Annotated in this window: 11 protein-coding genes; 7 read left to right on the top strand and 4 right to left on the bottom strand. The window is 76.4% G+C overall.

From position 1 onward, the window contains the following. Positions 1-29: 29 nt before the first annotated feature. Both Srubr_RS37940 and Srubr_RS37935 read right to left on the bottom strand, forming a co-directional pair. Positions 30-860 carry an oxidoreductase gene (locus Srubr_RS37940; protein ID WP_189996824.1) on the bottom strand — a complete coding sequence of 277 codons (831 nt, stop codon included), beginning with the start codon at positions 858-860 and terminating at the stop codon, positions 30-32. A 103-nt stretch (positions 861-963) separates the two neighbouring features. Further along, a complete protein-coding gene (locus Srubr_RS37935; protein ID WP_189996825.1) occupies positions 964-1,839 on the bottom strand; it encodes an ATP-grasp domain-containing protein in 876 nt (291 codons plus the stop codon). A gap of 142 nt (positions 1,840-1,981) precedes the next feature. On the opposite strand from Srubr_RS37935, the gene Srubr_RS37930 reads away from it, so the two are divergent. Both Srubr_RS37930 and Srubr_RS37925 read left to right on the top strand, forming a co-directional pair. Further along, entirely contained in the window at positions 1,982-3,427 is a 1,446-nt protein-coding gene (locus tag Srubr_RS37930; RefSeq protein WP_189996826.1) for an acyl-CoA synthetase, read from the top strand. Then, a complete protein-coding gene (locus tag Srubr_RS37925; protein ID WP_189996827.1) occupies positions 3,420-4,781 on the top strand; it encodes a carboxyl transferase domain-containing protein in 1,362 nt (453 codons plus the stop codon). The genes Srubr_RS37930 and Srubr_RS37925 overlap by 8 nt, the downstream gene beginning before the upstream one ends. Here the strand turns inward: Srubr_RS37925 and Srubr_RS37920 are convergent. After that, positions 4,774-8,391 carry a S8 family serine peptidase gene (locus tag Srubr_RS37920; RefSeq protein WP_189996828.1) on the bottom strand — a complete coding sequence of 1,206 codons (3,618 nt, stop codon included), beginning with the start codon at positions 8,389-8,391 and terminating at the stop codon, positions 4,774-4,776. The genes Srubr_RS37925 and Srubr_RS37920 overlap by 8 nt on opposite strands. A 239-nt stretch (positions 8,392-8,630) precedes the next feature. Between Srubr_RS37920 and Srubr_RS37915 the strand changes: the two genes are divergently transcribed. The 5 genes from Srubr_RS37915 to Srubr_RS37890 all read left to right on the top strand — a co-directional run bounded on the left by Srubr_RS37915 (position 8,631) and on the right by Srubr_RS37890 (position 17,948). Then, positions 8,631-9,056, top strand: a complete 426-nt coding sequence (locus Srubr_RS37915) for a CU044_2847 family protein (RefSeq protein ID WP_189996829.1) — start codon at positions 8,631-8,633, stop codon at positions 9,054-9,056. Beyond that, positions 9,056-10,993: a VMAP-C domain-containing protein gene (locus tag Srubr_RS37910; protein ID WP_229926752.1), complete on the top strand. Its 1,938-nt coding sequence runs from the start codon at positions 9,056-9,058 to the stop codon at positions 10,991-10,993. The genes Srubr_RS37915 and Srubr_RS37910 overlap by 1 nt, the downstream gene beginning before the upstream one ends. Before the next feature lie 33 nt (positions 10,994-11,026). Continuing rightward, positions 11,027-12,079, top strand: a complete 1,053-nt coding sequence (locus Srubr_RS37900; RefSeq protein WP_189996830.1) for an AAA family ATPase — start codon at positions 11,027-11,029, stop codon at positions 12,077-12,079. Then, positions 12,069-16,682, top strand: coding sequence for an SAV_2336 N-terminal domain-related protein (locus tag Srubr_RS37895; RefSeq protein WP_189996831.1), 4,614 nt, complete (start codon positions 12,069-12,071; stop codon positions 16,680-16,682). Before Srubr_RS37900 ends, Srubr_RS37895 begins: the two co-directional genes overlap by 11 nt. 228 nt (positions 16,683-16,910) lie before the next feature. Then, on the top strand, positions 16,911-17,948 hold the full coding sequence (locus Srubr_RS37890; RefSeq protein WP_189996832.1) for a rod shape-determining protein: 1,038 nt from the start codon (positions 16,911-16,913) through the stop codon (positions 17,946-17,948). Between the two features lie 48 nt (positions 17,949-17,996). Here the strand turns inward: Srubr_RS37890 and Srubr_RS37885 are convergent, their stop codons facing one another. Continuing rightward, entirely contained in the window at positions 17,997-19,406 is a 1,410-nt protein-coding gene (locus Srubr_RS37885; RefSeq protein ID WP_229926753.1) for an MFS transporter, read from the bottom strand. Between the last annotated feature and the right edge of the window lie 77 nt (positions 19,407-19,483).

Genomic DNA, 19,483 nt, shown 5'->3' with positions numbered 1-19,483 from the left:
GGACTTTCCAGGACGTGGAAGGACACCGCCTAAGCGTCGAAGCCGGTCGCCCGGGTCTGCTTCTCCCATTCGGTGATCTCCGCGCGGACCTGGTCGAGGTGGCCCAGGACCGCGGTCACCCCGTCGTCGCCCAGCGGCAGCCGCAGCGGGGTCCGCTCGGCCTCCAGCGCGGCCAGGATGACGGCCGCCGCCTTCGCCGGGTCGCCGGGCTGGGAGCCGTCGGCGCCGGAGACGAACCCGCGGGTCTCGCCGACCTTGGTGTACACCCCGCTGTCGGGGCTGGTCCCGGCCCGGCCGGCGTCGAACAGGGAGGTGCGGAACGCGCCCGGCTCCACGATCAGCACCTTGATGCCGAAGTCCGCGACCTCGTCGGCGAGCGCCTCGGAGATGCCCTCCAGCGCGAACTTGGTGGCGGAGTACGCCCCGAAGCCCGCGAAGGACATCTGCCCGCCCATGCTGCTCATCTGCACGATCGCGCCCGAGCGCCGCTCGCGCATGTGCGGCAGCACCGCCCGCACCAGTGCGGTCGGACCGAAGACGTGCAGCTCGAACAGGTCGCGCAGTTCCCGCTCCGTGGTCTCCTCGACCGCGCCGACGTGGGTGCGGCCCGCGTTGTTGACCAGCACGTCGATCCGGCCGTGCCGGGCCACGACGTCCGCGACCGCCGCCTCGATCGCGGCGCCGTCCGTCACGTCGAGGCGCAGCGCCTCCACCCGGCCCGGGTGGGCGGCGACCAGGTCCTGAAGCGCCTCCGGGCGGCGGGCCGCGCCGACCACCAGGTCACCGGCGGCTACGGCGGCCTCGGTGATCGCCCGGCCGAATCCGCTGCTCGCCCCGGTCACCAGCCATACTTTGGACACGTCAACTCCCCCGACTCGTCATGATCTTGGCGGGCACAGCCTGCGGCACGGTACCCTCCGACGTCCAGCGGTGACGGCGAACCGTCCGGCAGGCGGACGGAGTTCAGCTCTCCCGGGCCGTCCGCAGGATCGCCTCCGTCACCCGGGGCAGGGACTCCGGGTGCAGCCAGAGGAACAGGTTCGGTTCGACCAGCTCCAGTTCCATCAGGCGGGGTTCGCCGTCGTCGCCGTCGACCAGGTCCACGCGCGCGTACAGCAGCTCGGGCGTGCCGGGCACGGCGGCCAACGCCTGCTTTGCCACGGCCAGTTCGGCGGGCGTGGGCTGCCAGCGCTCCACGCCGGGGTGGGCGACCTTGTCGGCGTCGTAGGGGGTGCCGGGGGACAGCACGGCGCCCTTGCGGCTGGCGTGCAGCAGCCGTCCGCCGAAGAACTGCAGGGCCCGCTCGCCGCGCACGTCGATGCCCGGCATGTACGGCTGGACCATCGCGGTGAAGCCCTCGGCGTGCATCCGGGCGAGCTGCCTGAGCGCGGTGTCGTGCTCGGCGGGGGTGTAGCGGGCGGCGAACCGGGCGCCCGCGCCCGAGGTCGGCTTGACGACGAACTCGTGGCCGGTGGGCAGGGCGGCCGCTTCGCCGGGGGCTATGTAGCGGGTGGGGACGGTGGGCACCCCGGCCGCCGCCAGCTCGCCGAGGTAGCGCTTGTCGGTGTTCCAGCGCACGACGGGGGCCGGGTTGGCCAGCCGGGTCAGGGTCGCGGTGCGCTCCACCCAGGCGGCGAACTCGGCGGCCCGCCAGCTGTAGTCCCAGGTGGAGCGGATGACCACGAGGTCGTATCCGGCCCAGTCGGCCGCCGGGTCGTCCCAGTGCCGGGCCTCCGCGTCGGCGCCGGCGTCCCGCAGCGCTCGTACCAGGACTGGCAGATCGGTGTCCTCGCTGCGTCCGGGAGCGGGATCGTAGGTGGCGAGGGCGATACGGGGCACGGCGGGACTCCCTTTCGTACGGGGGTTCGATGACGGTGCGGTGGCGAGGCTAACAAGGCCCGCCACGCGCGCTCCCGCTGGTGTAGGAAGGGTGCTGTCGTCCCCGGCAGCCGGCCGCCGCCGGCAGTAAGGAGTGCGCCGCGTGTCCCGTCTCTTCCCCGCCCTGACGGACGGTCCCCCCGAGAAGGCCGCCCTGCGGTTCGGGCCCCGGACCCTGACGTACGGCTCGCTCGCGGGCGCCGCGGGTGCCCTCGCCGCCCGATTGGAGGGGACGGGCCGGGTCGCGGTGTGGGCCGTGCCGGAGCTGGAGACCGCCGTCGCGGTGACCGGCGCGCTGCTCGCCGGGGCGGCCGCGGTGCCGCTCAACCCGAAGTCGGGCGAGAAGGAACTCGGGCACATCCTCACCGACAGCGCGCCGTCCCTGATCCTCGCCCCGCCGGGCACCCAACTGCCGTCGGCGCTGGGCGACTTGCCCCGTATCGACGTGGACGCCTCCGCCGCCGGCCCGCTGCCCGAGGAGCGGGCGGCGGACGGCGATCCGGCGCTGATCGTGTACACCTCCGGCACCACCGGCCCGCCCAAGGGCGCGGTACTGCCCCGCCGGGCCCTCGCCGCCACCCTGGACGCGCTCGCCGACGCCTGGCGGTGGACCGGGGACGACGTGCTGGTACACGGGCTGCCGCTGTTCCACGTGCACGGGCTGGTGCTGGGCGTCCTGGGCCCGCTGCGGCGCGGCGGGAACGTGCGGCACCTGGGCCGGTTCTCCCCCGAGGGCGTGGCCCGCGAGCTGAACGACGGCGCGACCATGCTGTTCGGGGTGCCGACGATGTACCACCGCCTCGCCGAGGCCCTGCCCGGCGACCCGGAGCTGGCCGGGGCGCTGGCCCGGGCCCGGCTGCTGGTCTCGGGCTCGGCCGCGCTGCCGGTGCACGACCACGAGCGGATCGCGGCGGCCACCGGCCGACGGGTGATCGAGCGGTACGGCATGACCGAGACGCTGATGAACACCAGCGTGCGGGCCGACGGCGAGGCGCGGGCCGGCACGGTCGGGGTGCCGCTGCCGGGCGTGGAGCTGCGGCTGGTGGAGGAGGACGGCGCGGAGCTCACCGCCTGGGACGGGGAGAGCGTCGGCGAGATCCAGGTGCGCGGCCCGAACCTGTTCACCGAGTATCTGAACCGGCCCGACGCCACCGCCGCCGCGTTCACCGCCGACGGTTTCTTCCGCACCGGGGACATGGCCGTACGGGAGCCCGACGGGTACGTCCGGATCGTCGGGCGCAAGGCCACCGACCTGATCAAGAGCGGCGGTTACAAGATCGGGGCCGGGGAGATCGAGAACGCGCTGCTGGAGCATCCGGGGGTGCGGGAGGCGGCGGTCACCGGGGAGCCGGACGCCGACCTGGGCGAGCGGATCGTGGCCTGGATCGTCCCGGCGGACCCGAAGTCCCCACCCGGCGCGGAGGAGTTGGCGGACCACGTGGCCCGGCGGCTGGCCCCGCACAAGCGTCCCCGTGCCGTCCGCTACCTGGACGCGCTGCCCCGCAACGACATGGGCAAGATCATGAAGCGGGCCCTGGCCGATGCCTGAGCGGCGCTCGGCGCGGGAGGTGCTGGCGCTGCTGGCCGACCCCGGCAGCTTCCGCGAACTCCCCTCGCCCGCCGGGCAGTCGGTGCCGGACGGGCCGCTGGGCTGGCAGGGCTACGACGCCGCGCGGGCCCGCGCCGCCGAACGCACCGGCGAGACCGAGTCGGTGGTCTGCGGCACCGCGCGCGTCGCGGGCACCGAGGCCGTGCTGATCGCCTTCGAGTTCGGCTTCCTCGGCGGCTCGCTGGGCGAACGCACCGGGGACCGGCTGGTGGCGGCCCACGCCCACGCCCGCGCGCACCGGCTGCCGGTGGTGCCGCTGATCGCGACCGGCGGCAGCCGCATGCAGGAGGGCATGCTCGCGCTCACCCAGCTCCAGCGGGTGGCCCGCGCGTCCGCGCTGACCCGGCGGGCCGGGCTGGCGCAGATCGCGGTGGTCCGGGACCCGACGACCGGCGGCGGATGGGCCACGCTCGGCGCGGGCGCGGACGTGGTGCTGGCCCTGCCCGGCGCCCAGGTGGGCTTCGCCGGCTCCCGGGTCCGCCCGCCGGACGCCGACCCGGCCGCGTACACGGCCGAGGCGCAGGTGGCGGCGGGCTCGGCGGACGCGGTGGTGGAGCCGGACCGGCTGAAGGAGGTGCTCGGCACCTGGCTGCGGCTGCTGACGGCCCCGGCCGCCGAGGCGCCCGTGCCGCCGGCCCTGGGCCGGACCGGTCTGCCCGCCACCGGGTGGCAGGCCGTCGCGGGCGCCCGGGACCCTGGGCGGCCACGGGCGGACGCCTATCTGGACGGATTCTTCGACCGCCGGGTGCTGATCAGCGGCGACCGGTGCGGCGGCACGGACCCCGGCGGGATGCTGTGCGGGTTCGGCGAACGGGACGGCCGGAGCGTGGCGTTCGCGGCGCAGACCGGGACGGCGACCCGGCCCGCCGGGTACCGCACCGCCGCCCGGCTGATCCGGCTCGCGGACCGGCTCGGCGTCCCGGTGCTGACGCTGGTGGACACCCCGGGCGCCGCCAACGGCGCGGACGCCGAGCGGCAGGGGGCCGGGGCCGCGATCGCCGAGGTGTTCCAGGCGGTGGCCGACGCCCGGGTGCCCCTGGCGACCCTGGTGATCGGCGAGGGCGGCTCCGGCGGGGCGCTGGCACTGGCCGCACCGGGCAACACCTGGGCCACCCCGGACAGTTACTTCTCGGTGATCGCGCCCGAACTCGCGGCGGCCATCCTCAAGCGCCCGCCGGAGCAGGTCGAGGCGACCGCCGGCCAGTTGCGCATCCGGCCGCAGGACCTGGTGGAGCTGGGGGTGGTCCGGGGCATCGTGGGACCCGCGGACCACCCCCGTTCCACGACTACTTGACGGCCGCCGCCCGGATGATCTCCTGGGTGACCGAGCCGCCCCGGTCGTCCCGGGCGAAGGCGCGCAGGGAGAGGTGGGCGGTGCCGCGCGGCACGGTGAGCGTGCCGCGCCAGGAGGCGCCCCCGTCGGCGGTCAGCGGGACCGCCCGCCAGGTGGTGCCGTCGTCGTACGACACCTCCAGCCGGCCGCCGCCGAGCCTGCCGGTGCCGGTCGCGCCCGCCACGTACTCGGCGGCGATCCCGACCGGCACGCGCCGGCCCGCGGGCACCCGGCCGGCCAGGTCGGTGTCGAGGTCGAAGGCGAGGTTGACCAGCGGCAGGTACGTCCAGCGGTCCGCCGGGCCGGCCGCCGACCGGAAGGTCCACTCGGTGTGGCCGCGGGTGGCGACGGGCCACCGGGCGGCGTCCAGGGCGGTGTCGGTGACGACCTTGTAGGTGTGCTCGTCGGCGGGCGCGCCGGAGACGTATACGGCGGAGCTGGTGCTCTCGTCCACGAGGGTGCCGTCCAGGTAGACCGCGGTGGTCTGGCTCAGTCCGCTCCCGTCGCTCCACACGTCGCCGAAGCCGGTGTGGTCGGGCCCGGAGTCGCCCCAGCCGGGCGTGTTGAACTGGAGCCGGTCACCGGCGCGTTGCTGGCCCCAGCCGAGTCCGGTGCCCAGCCAGGGGTGCCACACCGGGCGGAACCAGTCCAGCTCCGGCCGGGAGCCGCCGGTGTAGCGGACCAGCCCGCCGCGTTCCTCCAGCGCGCCGTCGCGGACGGTGACCGACTCGTGCCACAGCTGGCCGGGGCCGGTGGAGACGTAGTCGGTGCGCTCGGCGGGCAGCGAGACGCGCTCCTGGAAGCCGATGCCGACCGGGAAGGTGCCGGTGAGGGAGTAGCGGAACTCACCGCCGTCGGCCGGCTCGGCCGCGTGGAACCTCACGTGCACGGCCGCGAGTCGAGGTGTGTACGTGAGGTCCCGGTCGGGGATCGCGCCCGGGTGGCCCTCGGACAGGTCGTAGACGTACGGCGAGTCGGCCGTGCCGGTCATGTCGACCCGGCCGGCGGCGCGCAGCCGGGCGGCGTCGGCGCGGCTCACGGTGGCGATCGTCAGCGGCCGGCCGGTGTTGTCGTCCGTGCCCCACCAGGCCAGCAGCCGGCCGGGCGCGTCGTCCGTGACGAACAGGGCCTTGGCGCCCGCGTCCTGGGCTGCCTGGGCGAGCGCGGCCGGGTCGGCGCCGGGGGCGAGGTGCGCGAGGACGGCCTTGCCGGACACGCCGGTCAGCGGGCCGTCACCGACGTCGGCCAGCGGCAGCCGGGTGCGGCCCTCGGCGAGGGTGCCGCCGGGCTGGACGGTGGCCTCGCCGACGCCCTTCACCTCCAGCCGCGGCTTGGCCAGCCGCCACACGGTGCGGTACTCGAAGGTGCCCTGGGTGACCTTCGGGGTGGGTGCGGCGAAGACGCTGTCGTAGGCGAGGGGGACCTGGACCGCGCCGAACAGGTCGGCGCCGCCCGCCCGCCGGTCGTACTCCATGAGCAGTTGGCGGGTCTCGGTGCGCCGGTCCACGGCGGCCCTGACCTCGCGCAGCTCCCGGCCGTCCAGGGTGACGTCCTGGTCGTGGTCCAGGCGGATCTGGGGGGCGGCGAGGAAGCCGAGGCCGAGGGAGTCGGCGCCGTGGCCGCCGCGCACGTCGAGGAAGGTGGCGAGGGTGTAGGTGCCCGGCTTCAGCCGCAGCCGGAGGGTGCCGGAGCCGTCGACGTGCGCGGGCCGGGCGTCCTCGCCCCCGGCGAGCCGCTGCACGGTGAGGTCGGCGGGCACGGGGGCGCCGTCGCGGTCCTTGACGTGGACGGTGAGCGTGTACCGCTCCTCCTCCTTGACCAGGCCGAACGCGGTGTGCGCGAGGGGGGTGCCGTCCTCGGCGGCGGCCACGACCTGTCCGCTGGTCTCGCCGACGGGCGCCCGGGTGGCGTCGCCGGTGACGGTGGTGGACGCGGTGGAGTGCGCGGGCACGGTGAGGGTGTCCCGGGCGAGGGTGACGACCCCGTCGGGGGCGCCCTGCACGGACAGCTTCAGCCGCACATCGGCGTCGGAGGCGTTGCGGTAGGTGAGGGTCCGGGTGACGGGCCGGTCGGTGTCGTAGGGCCAGCGGTGGAAGCCCAGGTCGGCGCTGCCGGTGGCGGTGAGGCCGGCCCGTACCGCGTCCGGGACGCTGACCCGGCCCGCGCCCAGGACGTAGGCGGAGGCGTCGAGCTGCCGGGAGGTGGACAGCAGCGCGTCCTTCAGCTCTGCGCCGCTCCAGTCGGGGTGCCGCTCCGCGAGCAGCGCGGCCACCCCGGCGACCTGCGGGGTCGCCATCGACGTGCCGCTCATGGAGGTGTAGTCGCCGGTGCCGGGGGCGAGCCGGGAGCGGGCGGCGAGGATGTCGACGCCGGGCGCGGAGACGTCCGGCTTCAGGGCGTTGTCGCCGAGGCGGGGTCCGGCGGAGGTGAAGTAGGCGGGCCGGTCGGCGGAGTCGACCGCGCCGACGGTGAGCGCGGCGTCGGCGGCGCCGGGCGAGCCGATGGCGGAGGGCGCGCCGGTGTTGCCGGCGGCGACCACGAACAGTGCTCCGGTCTCCTTCGTCAGGGTGTTCAGCGCCTGGGCCATCGGGTCGGTGCCGTCGCTCGGCTCCTGGGACCCCAGGCTCATGGAGACGATCCGGGCCCGCACGTCCCGGGCCGCCCACTCCATCCCGGCGATGATCTGCGACTCGCTGCCCGAGCCCTGGTCGCTCAGCACCTTGCCGACGGCGAGCGTGGCGCCCGGCGCGACCCCCTTCTCCGCGCCGTCGGAGGCGGCGCCGCTGCCGCCGACGGTGGAGGTGACATGGGTGCCGTGCCCGTTGCGGTCGGCGACCTCCTCGCCCTCGACGAAGCTCCGGCTGGTGCTCACCCGGCCGGCCAGGTCGGGGTGGCCGAGGTCGGCGCCGCTGTCCAGGACGGCGACGGTGACGCCCTTGCCGGTCAGCCCCGCGTCCCAGGCCGCCGCCGTGCCGATCTGGGCGTTGCTGTGGGCGAGGTCGGCCGTCACCCGACCGTCCAGCCACACCTTGTCGATGCCCGCGCCCCGGGTGAACGACCGCCAGAAGGTACGGCCCTTGCCCGCGGCCAGCGCGGCCCCGCGCAGGCTGGGCAGTGCCCGGGTCCGCTTCGCCCCGGCCGGGGTGGCGGCCCGGACGCCCTCGCCGTAGGTCACGATCAGCGGCAGCGCGTCCGCGCGGGCGTCGGTGAGCCCCTGCCGGATCAGCCCGGTGACGTCGAACAGCCGCCGGTCCAGGGTGCCGGCCCGCAGATACGGCAGCGCCTCGTCCGGTACGACGGTGAGGTGCCCGTCGGTCCGCTGGGTGCGGACGGCGCCGGTGGCGCCCTGGGGCCGCCGTACGGTGACGGTCTGCCGGCCGTGTCCGAGGTCGGTGACGGTCACCCGGTCGCCGGTGACCAGGGTGACGGTCGTCGGGGCGGCGGTGTCCTGGGCGGGCGCGGCGGCGGGGGCGGGGGCCGCCCGGGCGACCGCGGGGCCGGCCGGGAGCAGGGCGCCCACCAGCGCCGCCGCCAGCAGTGCCGTGCCGCGTCTGACTGGTCCTGTGCTCATCCACGCCTCATCTCGTCGGGGTCGCAGGTGACATGCGCTGGGACGAGTGTGATGTGAGCGCCCCGGCACGGGAGTTGACCACCGGTGACGGGAAGCTGCCCTGGCGGGTTCTCGCCAGCGCCGCCCGGCCGCCCGACGCGTGCCCGCCACTTGCGTCAACCGGCGTGACTGGCCAAGCGCCGTCCGTACCATGGGGCTTGCACGAGCAACGCACGGCACAAGGGGGAGCGAGCTGCGTCATGGACGACGGACTGCTGGAGTTCAGGACCGAGGACGGCTCGCTCGTCGTGGTCGACGACGGCAACGCCAGATCGGGCGCCCGCCTCGTCTCGCGCGGCGACGGACCGGCGCAGGCAGCGCGCACCTTCGAGGGCGCGCTGGACGGCGTGAGGGCGGCGGCAGCGGCGGCGCTGCGGGTCTTCCGGGACGGCAGCCTGCGCCCCGACGCGGTGGAGATCGAGTTCGGCGTACGGCTGTCCGCCGAGGCCGGCGCGATCATCGCCAAGGGGTCGGCCGAGGGTCATCTGGTGGTCAAGCTCAGCTGGTCCCCGGAGCGGGCCGGGTCACAGCGGGCCGAGCCGGCACCCGCCGAGCCGGGGCGGAGCGCGCCGACGCCGGCCGTGCCCGGACAGAGCCCGTCGGCTCCGGAGCCCGGGAGCCGGTGATGCGTGGCGCCGCCTGGCACGCCCGGATCGCCTGCGGCAGATTCGTGGGGGCCGGCTTCCTGGTGACCCGCCGCCTGCTGCTCACCTGCGCCCACGTCGTCCGCGAGCACGACTGGGCCCCGGTGACGGTCAGCTTCCCGCACGCCCGGGAGCTGGGCGAGCTGTCCGCCACGGTCGTCGCCCACGGCGACTGGAAGGGCCGGGAAACCGACCCCGGCGACGTGGCCGTACTCGAACTCGCGAAGGACAGCCCGCTCGCCCCGGCCCGGTTCGCCCCGCCGGAGGCCGCGTACACCGAGCCGTACCCGAAACTGGTCTCCTACGGCTTCCCCAAGAACTACGACGAGGGCACGCTCGCCGAATACCAGGCCGTCTCGGCGCAGTTGATCGCGGGCGAGTGGCTGGAGCTGGTGACGTGGCACGGTCACGGGCAGCCGATCGTGGAGGGCTTCAGCGGGGCGGCGGCGACGCTGCCGGACGGCAGGGTGGTGGGCATGGTCACCACCGCCCTGGGGACGTCGCCCGAGGTGCGCAAGGGCCGGATGCTCCCGCTGGACGTGCTGGCCCGGTACTGGCCCGGCCTGGCCGAGCTGGTGCCCGTACCCGGCCTCGGGGACGACGGCCTGCGGCGGCTGTACGACCTGCTGGGCCGGGCCGCCGCCGACCCCGGCGCGGGCCTCGACCCCAACCGCCTGTACCTGGACGCGGTGGGCCTCCTCGGGCCGCCCCTGCCCCCGGGCGGCTTCCCCTCCCTGCGGGCGGCGGCCGACTACGTGCGCTGGGAGGTGCCGGACCCGGACGCGCTGCCGAGGTTCGCCGACCGGCTCGCCGGGCTCCTCGACGGACGACCGGAGTCACCGCTCCGGCCGGCCCCGGACGCGGCGACCGCGCAGGACGGGCCCCTCTGGTCGCCGGTCGTCGTGGAGATCGACCACAGCGGCGCCGGGCCCGACCAGGTGACCGTGGAGGTGTCCGCGTACCGCGACGGCCGGCGCCGGCCGGTGGGCGCCCGTCGGCTGCCCCGCACCGGGGTGCGGGCGTACGTGCAGAGCCGTATCGACGAGGCCGTCGCCCATCTCGCGCCGGACGCCGACGAGTTGGTGACGTTCGTGCTGCCGCGCGAGTGGCTCAACGAGGCGGTGGCGCACTGGGAGTGCGGCGCGGACGACAGTACGCCGCTGGGCTGCGCCTATCCCCTGGTGGTGACCGACCGCGCGCGTCACCACAGCGGCCGGCTGCGCCACCAGCTGCGCAAGAAGTGGCAGAAGCTGGACACCGGGGGCGGGGCCGAGGTGTACCGCGTGGAGTGCGGCACCCGGGAGCGCCCGCCGAGCCTGCGCAAGCGGCTGTGGGACGGCGACGCCCGGCTGGCGGGCTTCGCCGCCCCGCCCACGGCGGCCCGCCCCCTGTTCGAGGTCGGCCTCACCGTGCCCGTACCGGTCCTGCTGTGGCCCCGGACCGGCACTCCCTGCGCCGTGCACGGGGACGCGCCCCGCGCCGAAGCCGTACGTACGGACGCACCCCGCGCCGAGACCGTGCGTACGGACACGCCCCGCGCCGAGGCGACACGCACGCCCGACGCGAAGAGCCCGCGCACGGACGCGCCCTGCGCCGCGAGCCCGTACCCGGCCACCCCCGGCGCCAAGAGCCCCCGCCCGGACCCCTCGGGCGCCGACTGCCCGTACGCGGACCCCGCCGGCTCCGGCGGCCCGCACGCGGGCGCGACCTGTCCCGGCACCGAATTCCTGGACCGGCTCACCGCCTCCATCGCCGACGTGCCACCCGCCGAACTCCCCCGGCACGTCATGTCGTTGCGGCTGACCGCGGAGGCCGCCGACGAGCCCGAGCGGCACTGGGCCCGCCATCTCCAGCTGCTCTGGGACGACCCGCGCTGCTTCCCCGAGACCGGCGCGAGCCTGCACTCGCCCGTCGCCTGACCGCCCGACCGCCCCCACGGAGAAGAAGAGCCCATGCCCCTGTGGCCCGTCTACACCGGTACGAACGAGCCGCACGACGGCATCACCAAGCTGCCCGCGCCCCCGCCCTGGCGGGACTTCGACGGCGGGCCGGTGCTCCCGGCGCCGGACGCCGCCGCCGACACCGCCGCCCACTCCCCCGACCGCACCCACCGCGCCGAGACCTACCAGGCCACCGAAGAGACCGTCGAACTGGTCAACGCGGCCCTGTACCTGCGCCGTCCGCTGCTGGTCACCGGCCCGCCCGGCACCGGCAAGTCCTCGCTGGTGTACGCGGTCGCCCGGGAGCTCGGGCTCGGGCCGGTGCTGCGCTGGAACATCACCAGCCGCAGCACCCTGCACGACGGCCTCTACCAGTACGACCCGCTCTCCCGGCTCTACGCGGCCCGGCAGGAGGCGGCCCGGCCGGGGCGGACGGGCGGTACGCGGGACACGGGCGGGGTGATCGACGGGTCCGGCATCGAGCACCATCTGCGGCTCGGCCCGCTCGGCACCGCGCTGCTGCCCTACGCCCGGCCCCGCGCGCTGCTCATCGACGAGATCGACAAGAGCGACCTCGACCTGCCCAACGACCTGCTGAACGTGCTGGAGGAGGGCCAGTACGAGATCCCCGAGCTGGTGCGCGCCTCCCGGCTGACCCCGGACGGCGTCGCCGAGGTGCTGGCCGACGGCACCGACGAGCGGGTCCCGGTGGTGCGCGGCCGGGTCCGCTGCCGGGCCTTCCCGTTCGTCGTCCTCACCAGCAACGGCGAGCGCGAGTTCCCGCCCGCCTTCCTGCGCCGCTGTGTCACGCTGCACCTCAGGCAGCCGGACGACCGGCACCTCGCCGAGATCGTCCGCGCCCACCTGGGCGAGCCCGACGCCTACGCCCGGACCCTGATCGACCGCTTCCTGTCCCGGTCGGGCGCCGGCGACCTGGCCACCGACCAGTTGCTGAACGCCATCTACCTGGCCCGCTCCGCCGGCCTGGACGCCGAGTCCCTGGACCGGCTGGCCGAGCAGCTGATGCCCTACCTGGGGCAGAGCGCGCAGTCCGATGTCTTCTGAGACCTCCGGGCCGGCCGGTTCCCCGGACCCCGTGGTCCGCCTGGCCGAGGTGCTGGCCCAGGTGTCCCACGGGGTGCGCCCGACCCCGCTGGAACTGGCCGAGGTGCTGTGGCTGGCGCGGCACATGAGAACGGAGACCGGCACCACCGGGGAGGAGCCCGGCACCGACGTACAGGGGGCCGAGGTCACCGGGCCGGAGGCCGAGGGACCGGAGGCGGCGGAGCCGACACCGCCGTCCCCGCCCGCGCCGGAGCCACCGGCCCCCGAGCCGTCGGCCCCGCCCGGGCCGCCGTCCGCGCCCGCGCCACCGCCGGCCCCCGCCCGGGTGCCCCTGCACCTGCCCGCCCGGCGGCCCTCCCCGGCGGCGGCCCGGCCGTACGCCACACTCCTCGCCCCGGCGCCCCCGATGCTGCGCCACCGCCTCGCCCTGCACCGCGCGCTGCGTCCGCTGGCCCGCCGCACCGACGCGCCCGTGGGCCGGGAGCTGGACGAGCGGGCGACCGCCGACCGCATCGCCCGGCTGGGCGCCGACCCCGCGTGGTGGCTGCCGGTGCTGCGCCCCGCCCGGGAGCGCTGGCTGCGGCTGAACCTGGTGTACGACGCCGGGCCGACCATGCCGGTCTGGCGCCCCTTGGTGCGCGAACTGCACACGGTGCTGGGCGAGTCGGGCGCGTTCCGCACCATCGGTCTCTACCAGGCGGACGCCGACGGCCGGGTGCGCGGCCCCGGCGTGCCCGCGCCCGCCGACGGCCGTACCGTCACGCTCCTGATCAGCGACTGCATGGGCCCGCAGTGGCGGGAGGGCCCCGCCGGGGAACGCTGGTACGCCGCCCTGCACCGCTGGGCGCGCCGGATGCCGCTGGCCGTCGTGAATCCGCTGCCGGAACACCTGTGGCGGGACACGGCCCTGCCCGCGGAACCCGGCAGCCTGTCGGCCCCGCACCCCGCGGCCCCCTCGGCGACGCTCACGTTCTCGCCGTACGACCGGTCCGCAGATCCCGCCTCGGACGAGCGGGCCCGGCCGGGCGGCACCGTGCCGCTGCCCGTGCTGGAGCCGGAGCCGCGGTGGCTGGCACACTGGGCCGGGCTGCTGGCCGCGCCGGGCGGCACGGAGTTCCCCGCCGCGGTCGCCGAGCTGGGCCGTCCGCTGCCGGCGGACGCCGAGGACCGGACCGACGTCGGGCGGCTCACCGCCGAGGAGCTGGTGCTGCGGTTCCGGGCGACCGCCTCGCCGGAGGCGGTACGGCTGGCCGGGCACCTCGCGGTGGGGCGCCCCGACCTGCCGGTGATGCGCCTGGTCCAGGCCGCCGTCGACCCGGACCCGCGGCCCCGGCACCTGGCCGAGGTCATCCTCAGCGGCATGCTCACCACCGTGCCCGGCGGCCCGCCCGGCTGTTACGCGTTCCGGGACGGCGTCCGCGAGCTGCTGCTGCTCGGCCTGCCCCGCACCGAGCGCCACCGCACCACCGAACTCCTCGACCGCGTCGGCGAGTTCATCGACCGCAGGGCGGGCCGGGCACCGGGCGAGTTCCGTGCGTCGGTGCCGTCCGCGCGGGGCACGGGGACGGCCGTGGAGGACGATCCGTTCGCCATGGTCCGCGAGGACAGCGCGCGACGCCTGTCGGCGGACGGCGCCGGGTCCTCGCCGGCGGAGGACACCCAGGACCTGCCTGCGGACGGCACCGGGTCCTCCTCGGCGGAGGACACCCAGGACCTGTCGGCGGACGGCACCGGGTCCTCCTCGGCGGAGGACACCCAGGACCTGCCGGCGGACAGCACCGGGTCCTCGGCGGCGGACGGCGCCGGGGAACTGTTCGCGGGGCGGTACCGGTTGCTGCGGCCGGTGGAGGGCACGGGCATCGGAGAGCACACGGGCCGGCTGGCGGAGGACACCCGGGAAGAAGGCACCCCCGTCGTCGTGAACAGGTATCCGGGCACGCGGGACCTGACCGGTTTCCTGGACCTGGGCCGGGCCCTCGGCGCGCTGCGCCACCCCGGGATCGCGCCGGTCCGGGACCACGGCGTCGAGGACGGAGTGCCGTACCTGGTGCGGGAGTTCGTCACCGGCCCGACGCTCCAGGAGCACCTGGCGGACCCCTCCGGCCGACTGCCCGACGACGAGCTCCGCGCCCTGCTCGCCCGACTCGCCGACGCCGTGCTCGCCCTGCACGCGCAGGACGGCCCGCGCGGGAGGCTGGAGCCGTCCGCGGTGGTCCTCACCCCGGACGGGCCCGTGCTGACCTGCACGGACACCGCGCCGGTCGCCGAGGAGGACCGTGCGGACAACCTGCGGGCGCTCGGGCACCTCGTGTACGACCTGTACCGCCACGGCGGCAACGCGGCCGTCGCAGAGTCGGAGGCGGCCGAGGCGCTGCTGTCCCACGTCCCGGAGCGGCAACGGCGCGGCGCCGAGGACCTCCGCCGCCCGAGAACCCTCGGCGTCTCCCTCCTCGGCCCGCTGCAGGTGTGGCTCGACGACCGCCCGCGCCCCCTGGGCGACCCCTACGACCAGGCCATCCTGTGCCTGCTGCTCCTGAGCGAGGGCCGGACCGCCACCCGGCACGAGCTGGCCGCCGGCGTCTTCGGCGGCCCGCTCACCCCCGCCGTCGCCGGCCGGCTGGACGCGCACCTCGCCGGTCTCCGGCGCCGCCTCGGCTCCAGTGTCCTCACCAGCGACCGCACCGGCCGCCTCCGTCTGTCCGCCCCCGACGACATCGACGTCTTCCGTGCCCGCCGGCTGGCCGCCGAGGCCGAACGGGCCCGGGCCGCCGGCGAACCGGAGCGCGGTCGTCAACTGGCCGTCGACGCGCTGGCGTTGTGGCGGGGCGAGCCGTTGCAAGGGGTCCCGGGCCCGGCCGCCGAGGCCGCCCGGACCGACCTGGCGGCGCTGCGCCGCACCCTCACGGCCCTGGCCGAGGAGGAACCCCCCGCCGACCCCCCCGGCATCCATTTCACGGCCGACGACCTGACCGGGCGCCCGGAGGCCCGGGTCACCCTCGAAGCCGCGGTGCACGAGATCCTCGCGCGCGGTTCCGTCAGCCCCCGCCGGTACGAGGTGACCGTCCGCCCGGACGGCTACCTGGTGCGCACCGGACCCGGCGCGTATCTGCTGCCCGTGCTCGTCGCCGTGCTGCGCGAACTCCCGTACGCGCTCACCCGGTTGAGCGATCCGCCCCGGCTCACGGTGACGTTCGGACGGCCGCCCGTGCCGCCGCCGGAGACGGGCGCGGACGTGACGGTCGTCGTACCGCCCGCGCTGTACGACGAGTTCGCCGCCAGCTCCGCCGCCCAGCGCGCCCGGCGCTTCAGGCCGCTGTTCGCCGACGACGCCCCGGACAGCCCGCCGGCCGCCTGGTACTGCCTGCTCGGCCCGAAGGCCGCCGAACCCGGTGAACGCGACCTGGTGCAGGGCCCGTTCATCACGGCCGACCTGCGTGAGCTGGGCGTCCCCACCCCGGGCCGCACGGCCGTCGTGCACACCCGGCCCGACGGCCCGCTGACCCTGCTCGACCCGATCCAGCCCTACGGCACCCGTCCGCCCCGCCCGGAGACGTACTACTCGGTCGACCTCACCCCGCACGAGATCCGCCGGATCGTGTCCCTGCCCAGTTCCGGCAAGGGCGCCTTCCAGGCCGCGGTGCTGCTGACCTGGCGGGTGGCCGACCCGGTCGCCTTCGTCCGCGCCGAGGCCACCGGCATCCCCGGGCTGCTGCTGCGGCACCTGTGCGCCGCGGCGGCCCCGATCACCCGCCGCCATCCGCTGCGCCGGGCGGGCGCGGCCCAGCGGGCGGTGAACGCGGAGGTGGCCGACTGGCCGGTGCCGGGGCTGGCGGTGTCGTACACCGTGCAGCTGGCACCCGAGTGGGCGCCGGCCCCGGCGACGGAGCCGCCCGTGCCGTCCCGGCGGCGGCTGGCCACGCTCCTCGGCGACGCCGAGACGGTGCTGGTCGGCTTCGAGGGGCCGCTGGCACGGCTGTTCACGACGCACTCGGCGCGGGAGGCGGTGCTCGACCTGCTGTCGCTGGTGGCCCACCACCGCGACCCGCAGGACGCGCTGTCGGGCCGGCCGCTGCCCGCCACCGGCGCCGCCGGCCGGGAGGCGTTCGCCCATCCGCTGGACCTGCTGCGCGCCTTCGCCCACGACCGGCTCGGCCCGCTGCTGCGGAACCGCCTCGACGAGCTGGAACTGGCCGCCGTACCCGACGCCCCCATGACGCACCGCTCCCTGGCCCTGGTCCGCGCCCTGCACCGGTCCGGGCGCCGGGTCGGCGTGGTGACGGACGTGTCCACCGCCGCCGTCCACCACTGTCTGCTGCCCTACCGGCTGCCGCTGGCGGGCGTGCACGGCCGCCGCGACGACCTCGGCCTGCTCACCCCGCACCCCGACTGCCTGCTGCGCGCCCTGGACACCGTCGGCACGCCGCCCCGGGGCGGTGTGCTGATCAGCTCCTCGGTCGCCGAACTCACCGCCGCCCAGCAGCTCGGCGTCCGCTTCATCGGCTACGCGCCCACCGCGGCCGGCCGCCGACGGCTGCGCGGGGAGGGCAGCGAGGTCACCGTCTCCTCCCTGGAGCCGCTGCTGGAGGCCGCGCGGGCGCTGTGACCCGCCGGCAGGACTGTCACCCGACAGGACCGCGACCCGGCGGCCTGTGACCCACCGACAGGTCTTGTGGCCCGCCGACACACCGGTGCGGCCGGGAATTACGCCCGTTCGGCGGCACCCCGCCCGGCCGTGCCCAGCGGGCGCCCGCTCCCGGCCGCGCGTCAGGATGCCAGTGGGCCCGCCGACCAGTCGGGCACCCCAAGGCCCGCGCATTCGGGAGGATCCGCCGTGACCGTCAGCCTGGAGCAGTTGCGCCGCTGCCACTTCGCCGTCGACCTGGGCGCGGCGCGTACCCGGGTGTACGTGAAGGGCGCCGGTCTGGTCGTGGACCAGCCCTCGGCCGCCGCCGTGAACACCCGCAGCGGCGCGCTCATCGCCGTCGGCGAGTTCGCGGAGCAGATGACGGGCCGCACCCCCGACTACATCAAGGTCGTCCGGCCCGTCTCCGGCGGCACCGTGGTCGACATCGAGATGGCCCAGCGCATGCTGCGGCACCTGCTGGGCGACAAGACGCACCGCATGCTGCGCCGCAAGCCCCGGCTGCGGGCGGCGGCCTGCGCCCCGCACGGCGCCGACCCACTGGCCCAGCGGGCGACCGTCGAGACGCTGGTCGGGCTGGGGGCGCGCCGGGTGGAGCTGGTGGACACGCTGATCGCCGCCGCGGTGGGCTGCGGGCTGCCGGTGGAGCGGCCCGAGGCCACCATGATCATGGTGTGCGGGGCGGCGGCGACCCAGGTCGCGGTGCTCTCGCTGGGCTCCATCGTCGCCGCCGAGCGCATCCCGGTGGGCGGCGAGGCCGTGGACCACGCGATCGTGCAGCACCTGCGGCACGCGCACGAACTGGTGCTGCCCACCCAGTCGGTACGGCCGCTGCACCTGGCGCTGTCCGGCAACGGCCTCACCCCGCACGGCCCGGCGTCGGCCGAGATCCACGGCCGGGACGTGGCCACGGGGCTGGCCCGCAGCGTGCGCGTGGACACCGCGGCCGTACGGGACGCGATCCAGACGCCGCTGACGGCCGTCCTGGACGGCATCGGGAAGGTGCTGCGCGACTGCCCGCCCGACCTGGTGGCCGACCTCGCCGACCGGGGGATCGTGATGGTCGGCGGCTCGGCCCTGCTGCCCGGCTTCGACCAGATGCTGCGGCGGGCCACGGGGATGCCGGTGCACATCGCCGAACGCCCGGACGTGTGCGCGGCACAGGGGCTCGGGGCGATGCTGGAGGGGCGGATCGAGCCGCTCCAGCTCAATCCGCTGGCGGCGTGAGGGGCCCCTGCGGCGTCGTGCGAGGGCGCCGTCACTCCCGGGCGCCCGTCACTCCCGGCCCCCGGCGGCCGCGACCACCCACACCGCGCACATCCCGGCGCCCAGGAGAACGTACCCGGACGTGCTGAGCCCTCCGAGGGTGCCGAGGACCGCCACGCCCAGCGCGGAGCCGGCCTGCCGGATACCGTTCAACGCGCCCTGGCTCGTCGCGGCGTACTCGGCCGGCGCGGCCGCGGCGACCGCCGCGGCGGCACCGGGGATGGACAGTGTGCCGGTCGCGGCGAGCGCCAGCTCCGCGGCGACGACCAGCGGCAGCGGCGGATGGTCACCGGTGGCAAAGGCGAGCAGCGCACCGGCGGTCACCGCCGCGGACGTACCGGCCAGCAGCACCGGGCGCGGCCCGTGGCGGGCGACCAGCCGGCCGGTGAAGAACGGCATCACGCAGACGGGGAAGGCCATCGGCAGCGAGGCGAGACCCGCCTGGAACGGGGTGAGGTCGTAGGTGTGCTGGAACCATACGGCGAGCTGGTACATGCCGCCGAAGTAGGCGAAGCAGGACACCGCGGCGGCGGCCATCGCGGCCCGCACCCTCGGCAGGACGAGCAGGGCGGGGGGCAGCACCGGGAAGGCCGACCGGCGCTCCACCAGGACCACGGCGGCGAAGCAGGCCGACGCGGCGGCGACGGGCAGCAGGGCCCGCGGCGCGGCCCAGCCCTCGACACCGGCCTCGGCCAGGCCGAAGGTGAGCAGGCCGAGGCCGGCGGTGGACAGCAGCAGGCCCGGCCGGTCCAGCGGTCGGGTGTCGCGGACGGGCGGTGCGGGCAGCCGGCGGACCGGCAGCAGCGCGGCCAGCGCCAGTAGCGGATTGACGAGGAACACCAGGCGCCAGCCGCCCAGTTCGACCAGGGCGCCGCCGAGGACGGGACCGACGGCGGCGCCCAGTCCGCTCAGCGCGGTCCAGGCGCCGATGGCGCGGGTGCGGCGGGCGGGGTCGGGGTTCAGGTGGATCAGCAGCGCGAGCGAGGCGGGTACCAGGCCCGCGCCCGCGGCACCGAGCAGGGCCCGGCCGGCGATCAGGGTGCCGGCCCCCGGCGCGAGCGCGCACGCGACGGACAGGGCGGCGAACAGGGCGAGGGCGCAGGCGTAGACGCGCCGGGCGCCCCAGCGGTCGGCGACGACTCCCCCGGCCAGCAGCAGTCCGGCGAAGACGACCGTGTAGGCGTCCACGGTCCAGGGCAGCGCGGCCGACGACGGGTGCAGGGACGCCTGGATGTCGGGAACGGCGACATTGAGGACGGAGGTGTCGAGCAGGACGAGAAGGTTGCCGACGGCGATGCCGGCGAAAGCGAGACGACCGGTCGACGCGGGGCCGGCACCGGTGGACGGCGCGATGCGGAGCCCTCCGGTACGGGGGGCCGGTCCGGGTGGGCCGCACAGGGGTACCGCTCGGGTCGTCACGGTTTCCACGGGAGTCGTGCCACGTTCTGCCAAGGTCATGCGGGCAGCCTGTCCGAGGGCGTGCCGTCCCGCGACGC

It is taken from the genome of Streptomyces rubradiris, assembly GCF_016860525.1.
Taxonomy (GTDB): domain Bacteria; phylum Actinomycetota; class Actinomycetes; order Streptomycetales; family Streptomycetaceae; genus Streptomyces; species Streptomyces rubradiris.
The sequence above is the reverse complement of the archived record's forward strand: the minus strand, read 5'-3'. Positions and strand labels throughout refer to the sequence as shown.

Bases quoted from the DNA above. Each gene is read 5' to 3' on its own strand.
- Srubr_RS37900 (WP_189996830.1), top strand. From the start codon at position 11,027: ATGCCCCTGTGGCCCGTCTACACCGGTACGAACGAGCCGCACGACGGC.
- Srubr_RS37910 (WP_229926752.1), top strand. From the start codon at position 9,056: ATGCGTGGCGCCGCCTGGCACGCCCGGATCGCCTGCGGCAGATTCGTG.
- Srubr_RS37925 (WP_189996827.1), top strand. From the start codon at position 3,420: ATGCCTGAGCGGCGCTCGGCGCGGGAGGTGCTGGCGCTGCTGGCCGAC.
- Srubr_RS37915 (WP_189996829.1), top strand. From the start codon at position 8,631: ATGGACGACGGACTGCTGGAGTTCAGGACCGAGGACGGCTCGCTCGTC.
- Srubr_RS37895 (WP_189996831.1), top strand. From the start codon at position 12,069: ATGTCTTCTGAGACCTCCGGGCCGGCCGGTTCCCCGGACCCCGTGGTC.
- Srubr_RS37920 (WP_189996828.1), bottom strand. From the start codon at position 8,391: ATGAGCACAGGACCAGTCAGACGCGGCACGGCACTGCTGGCGGCGGCG.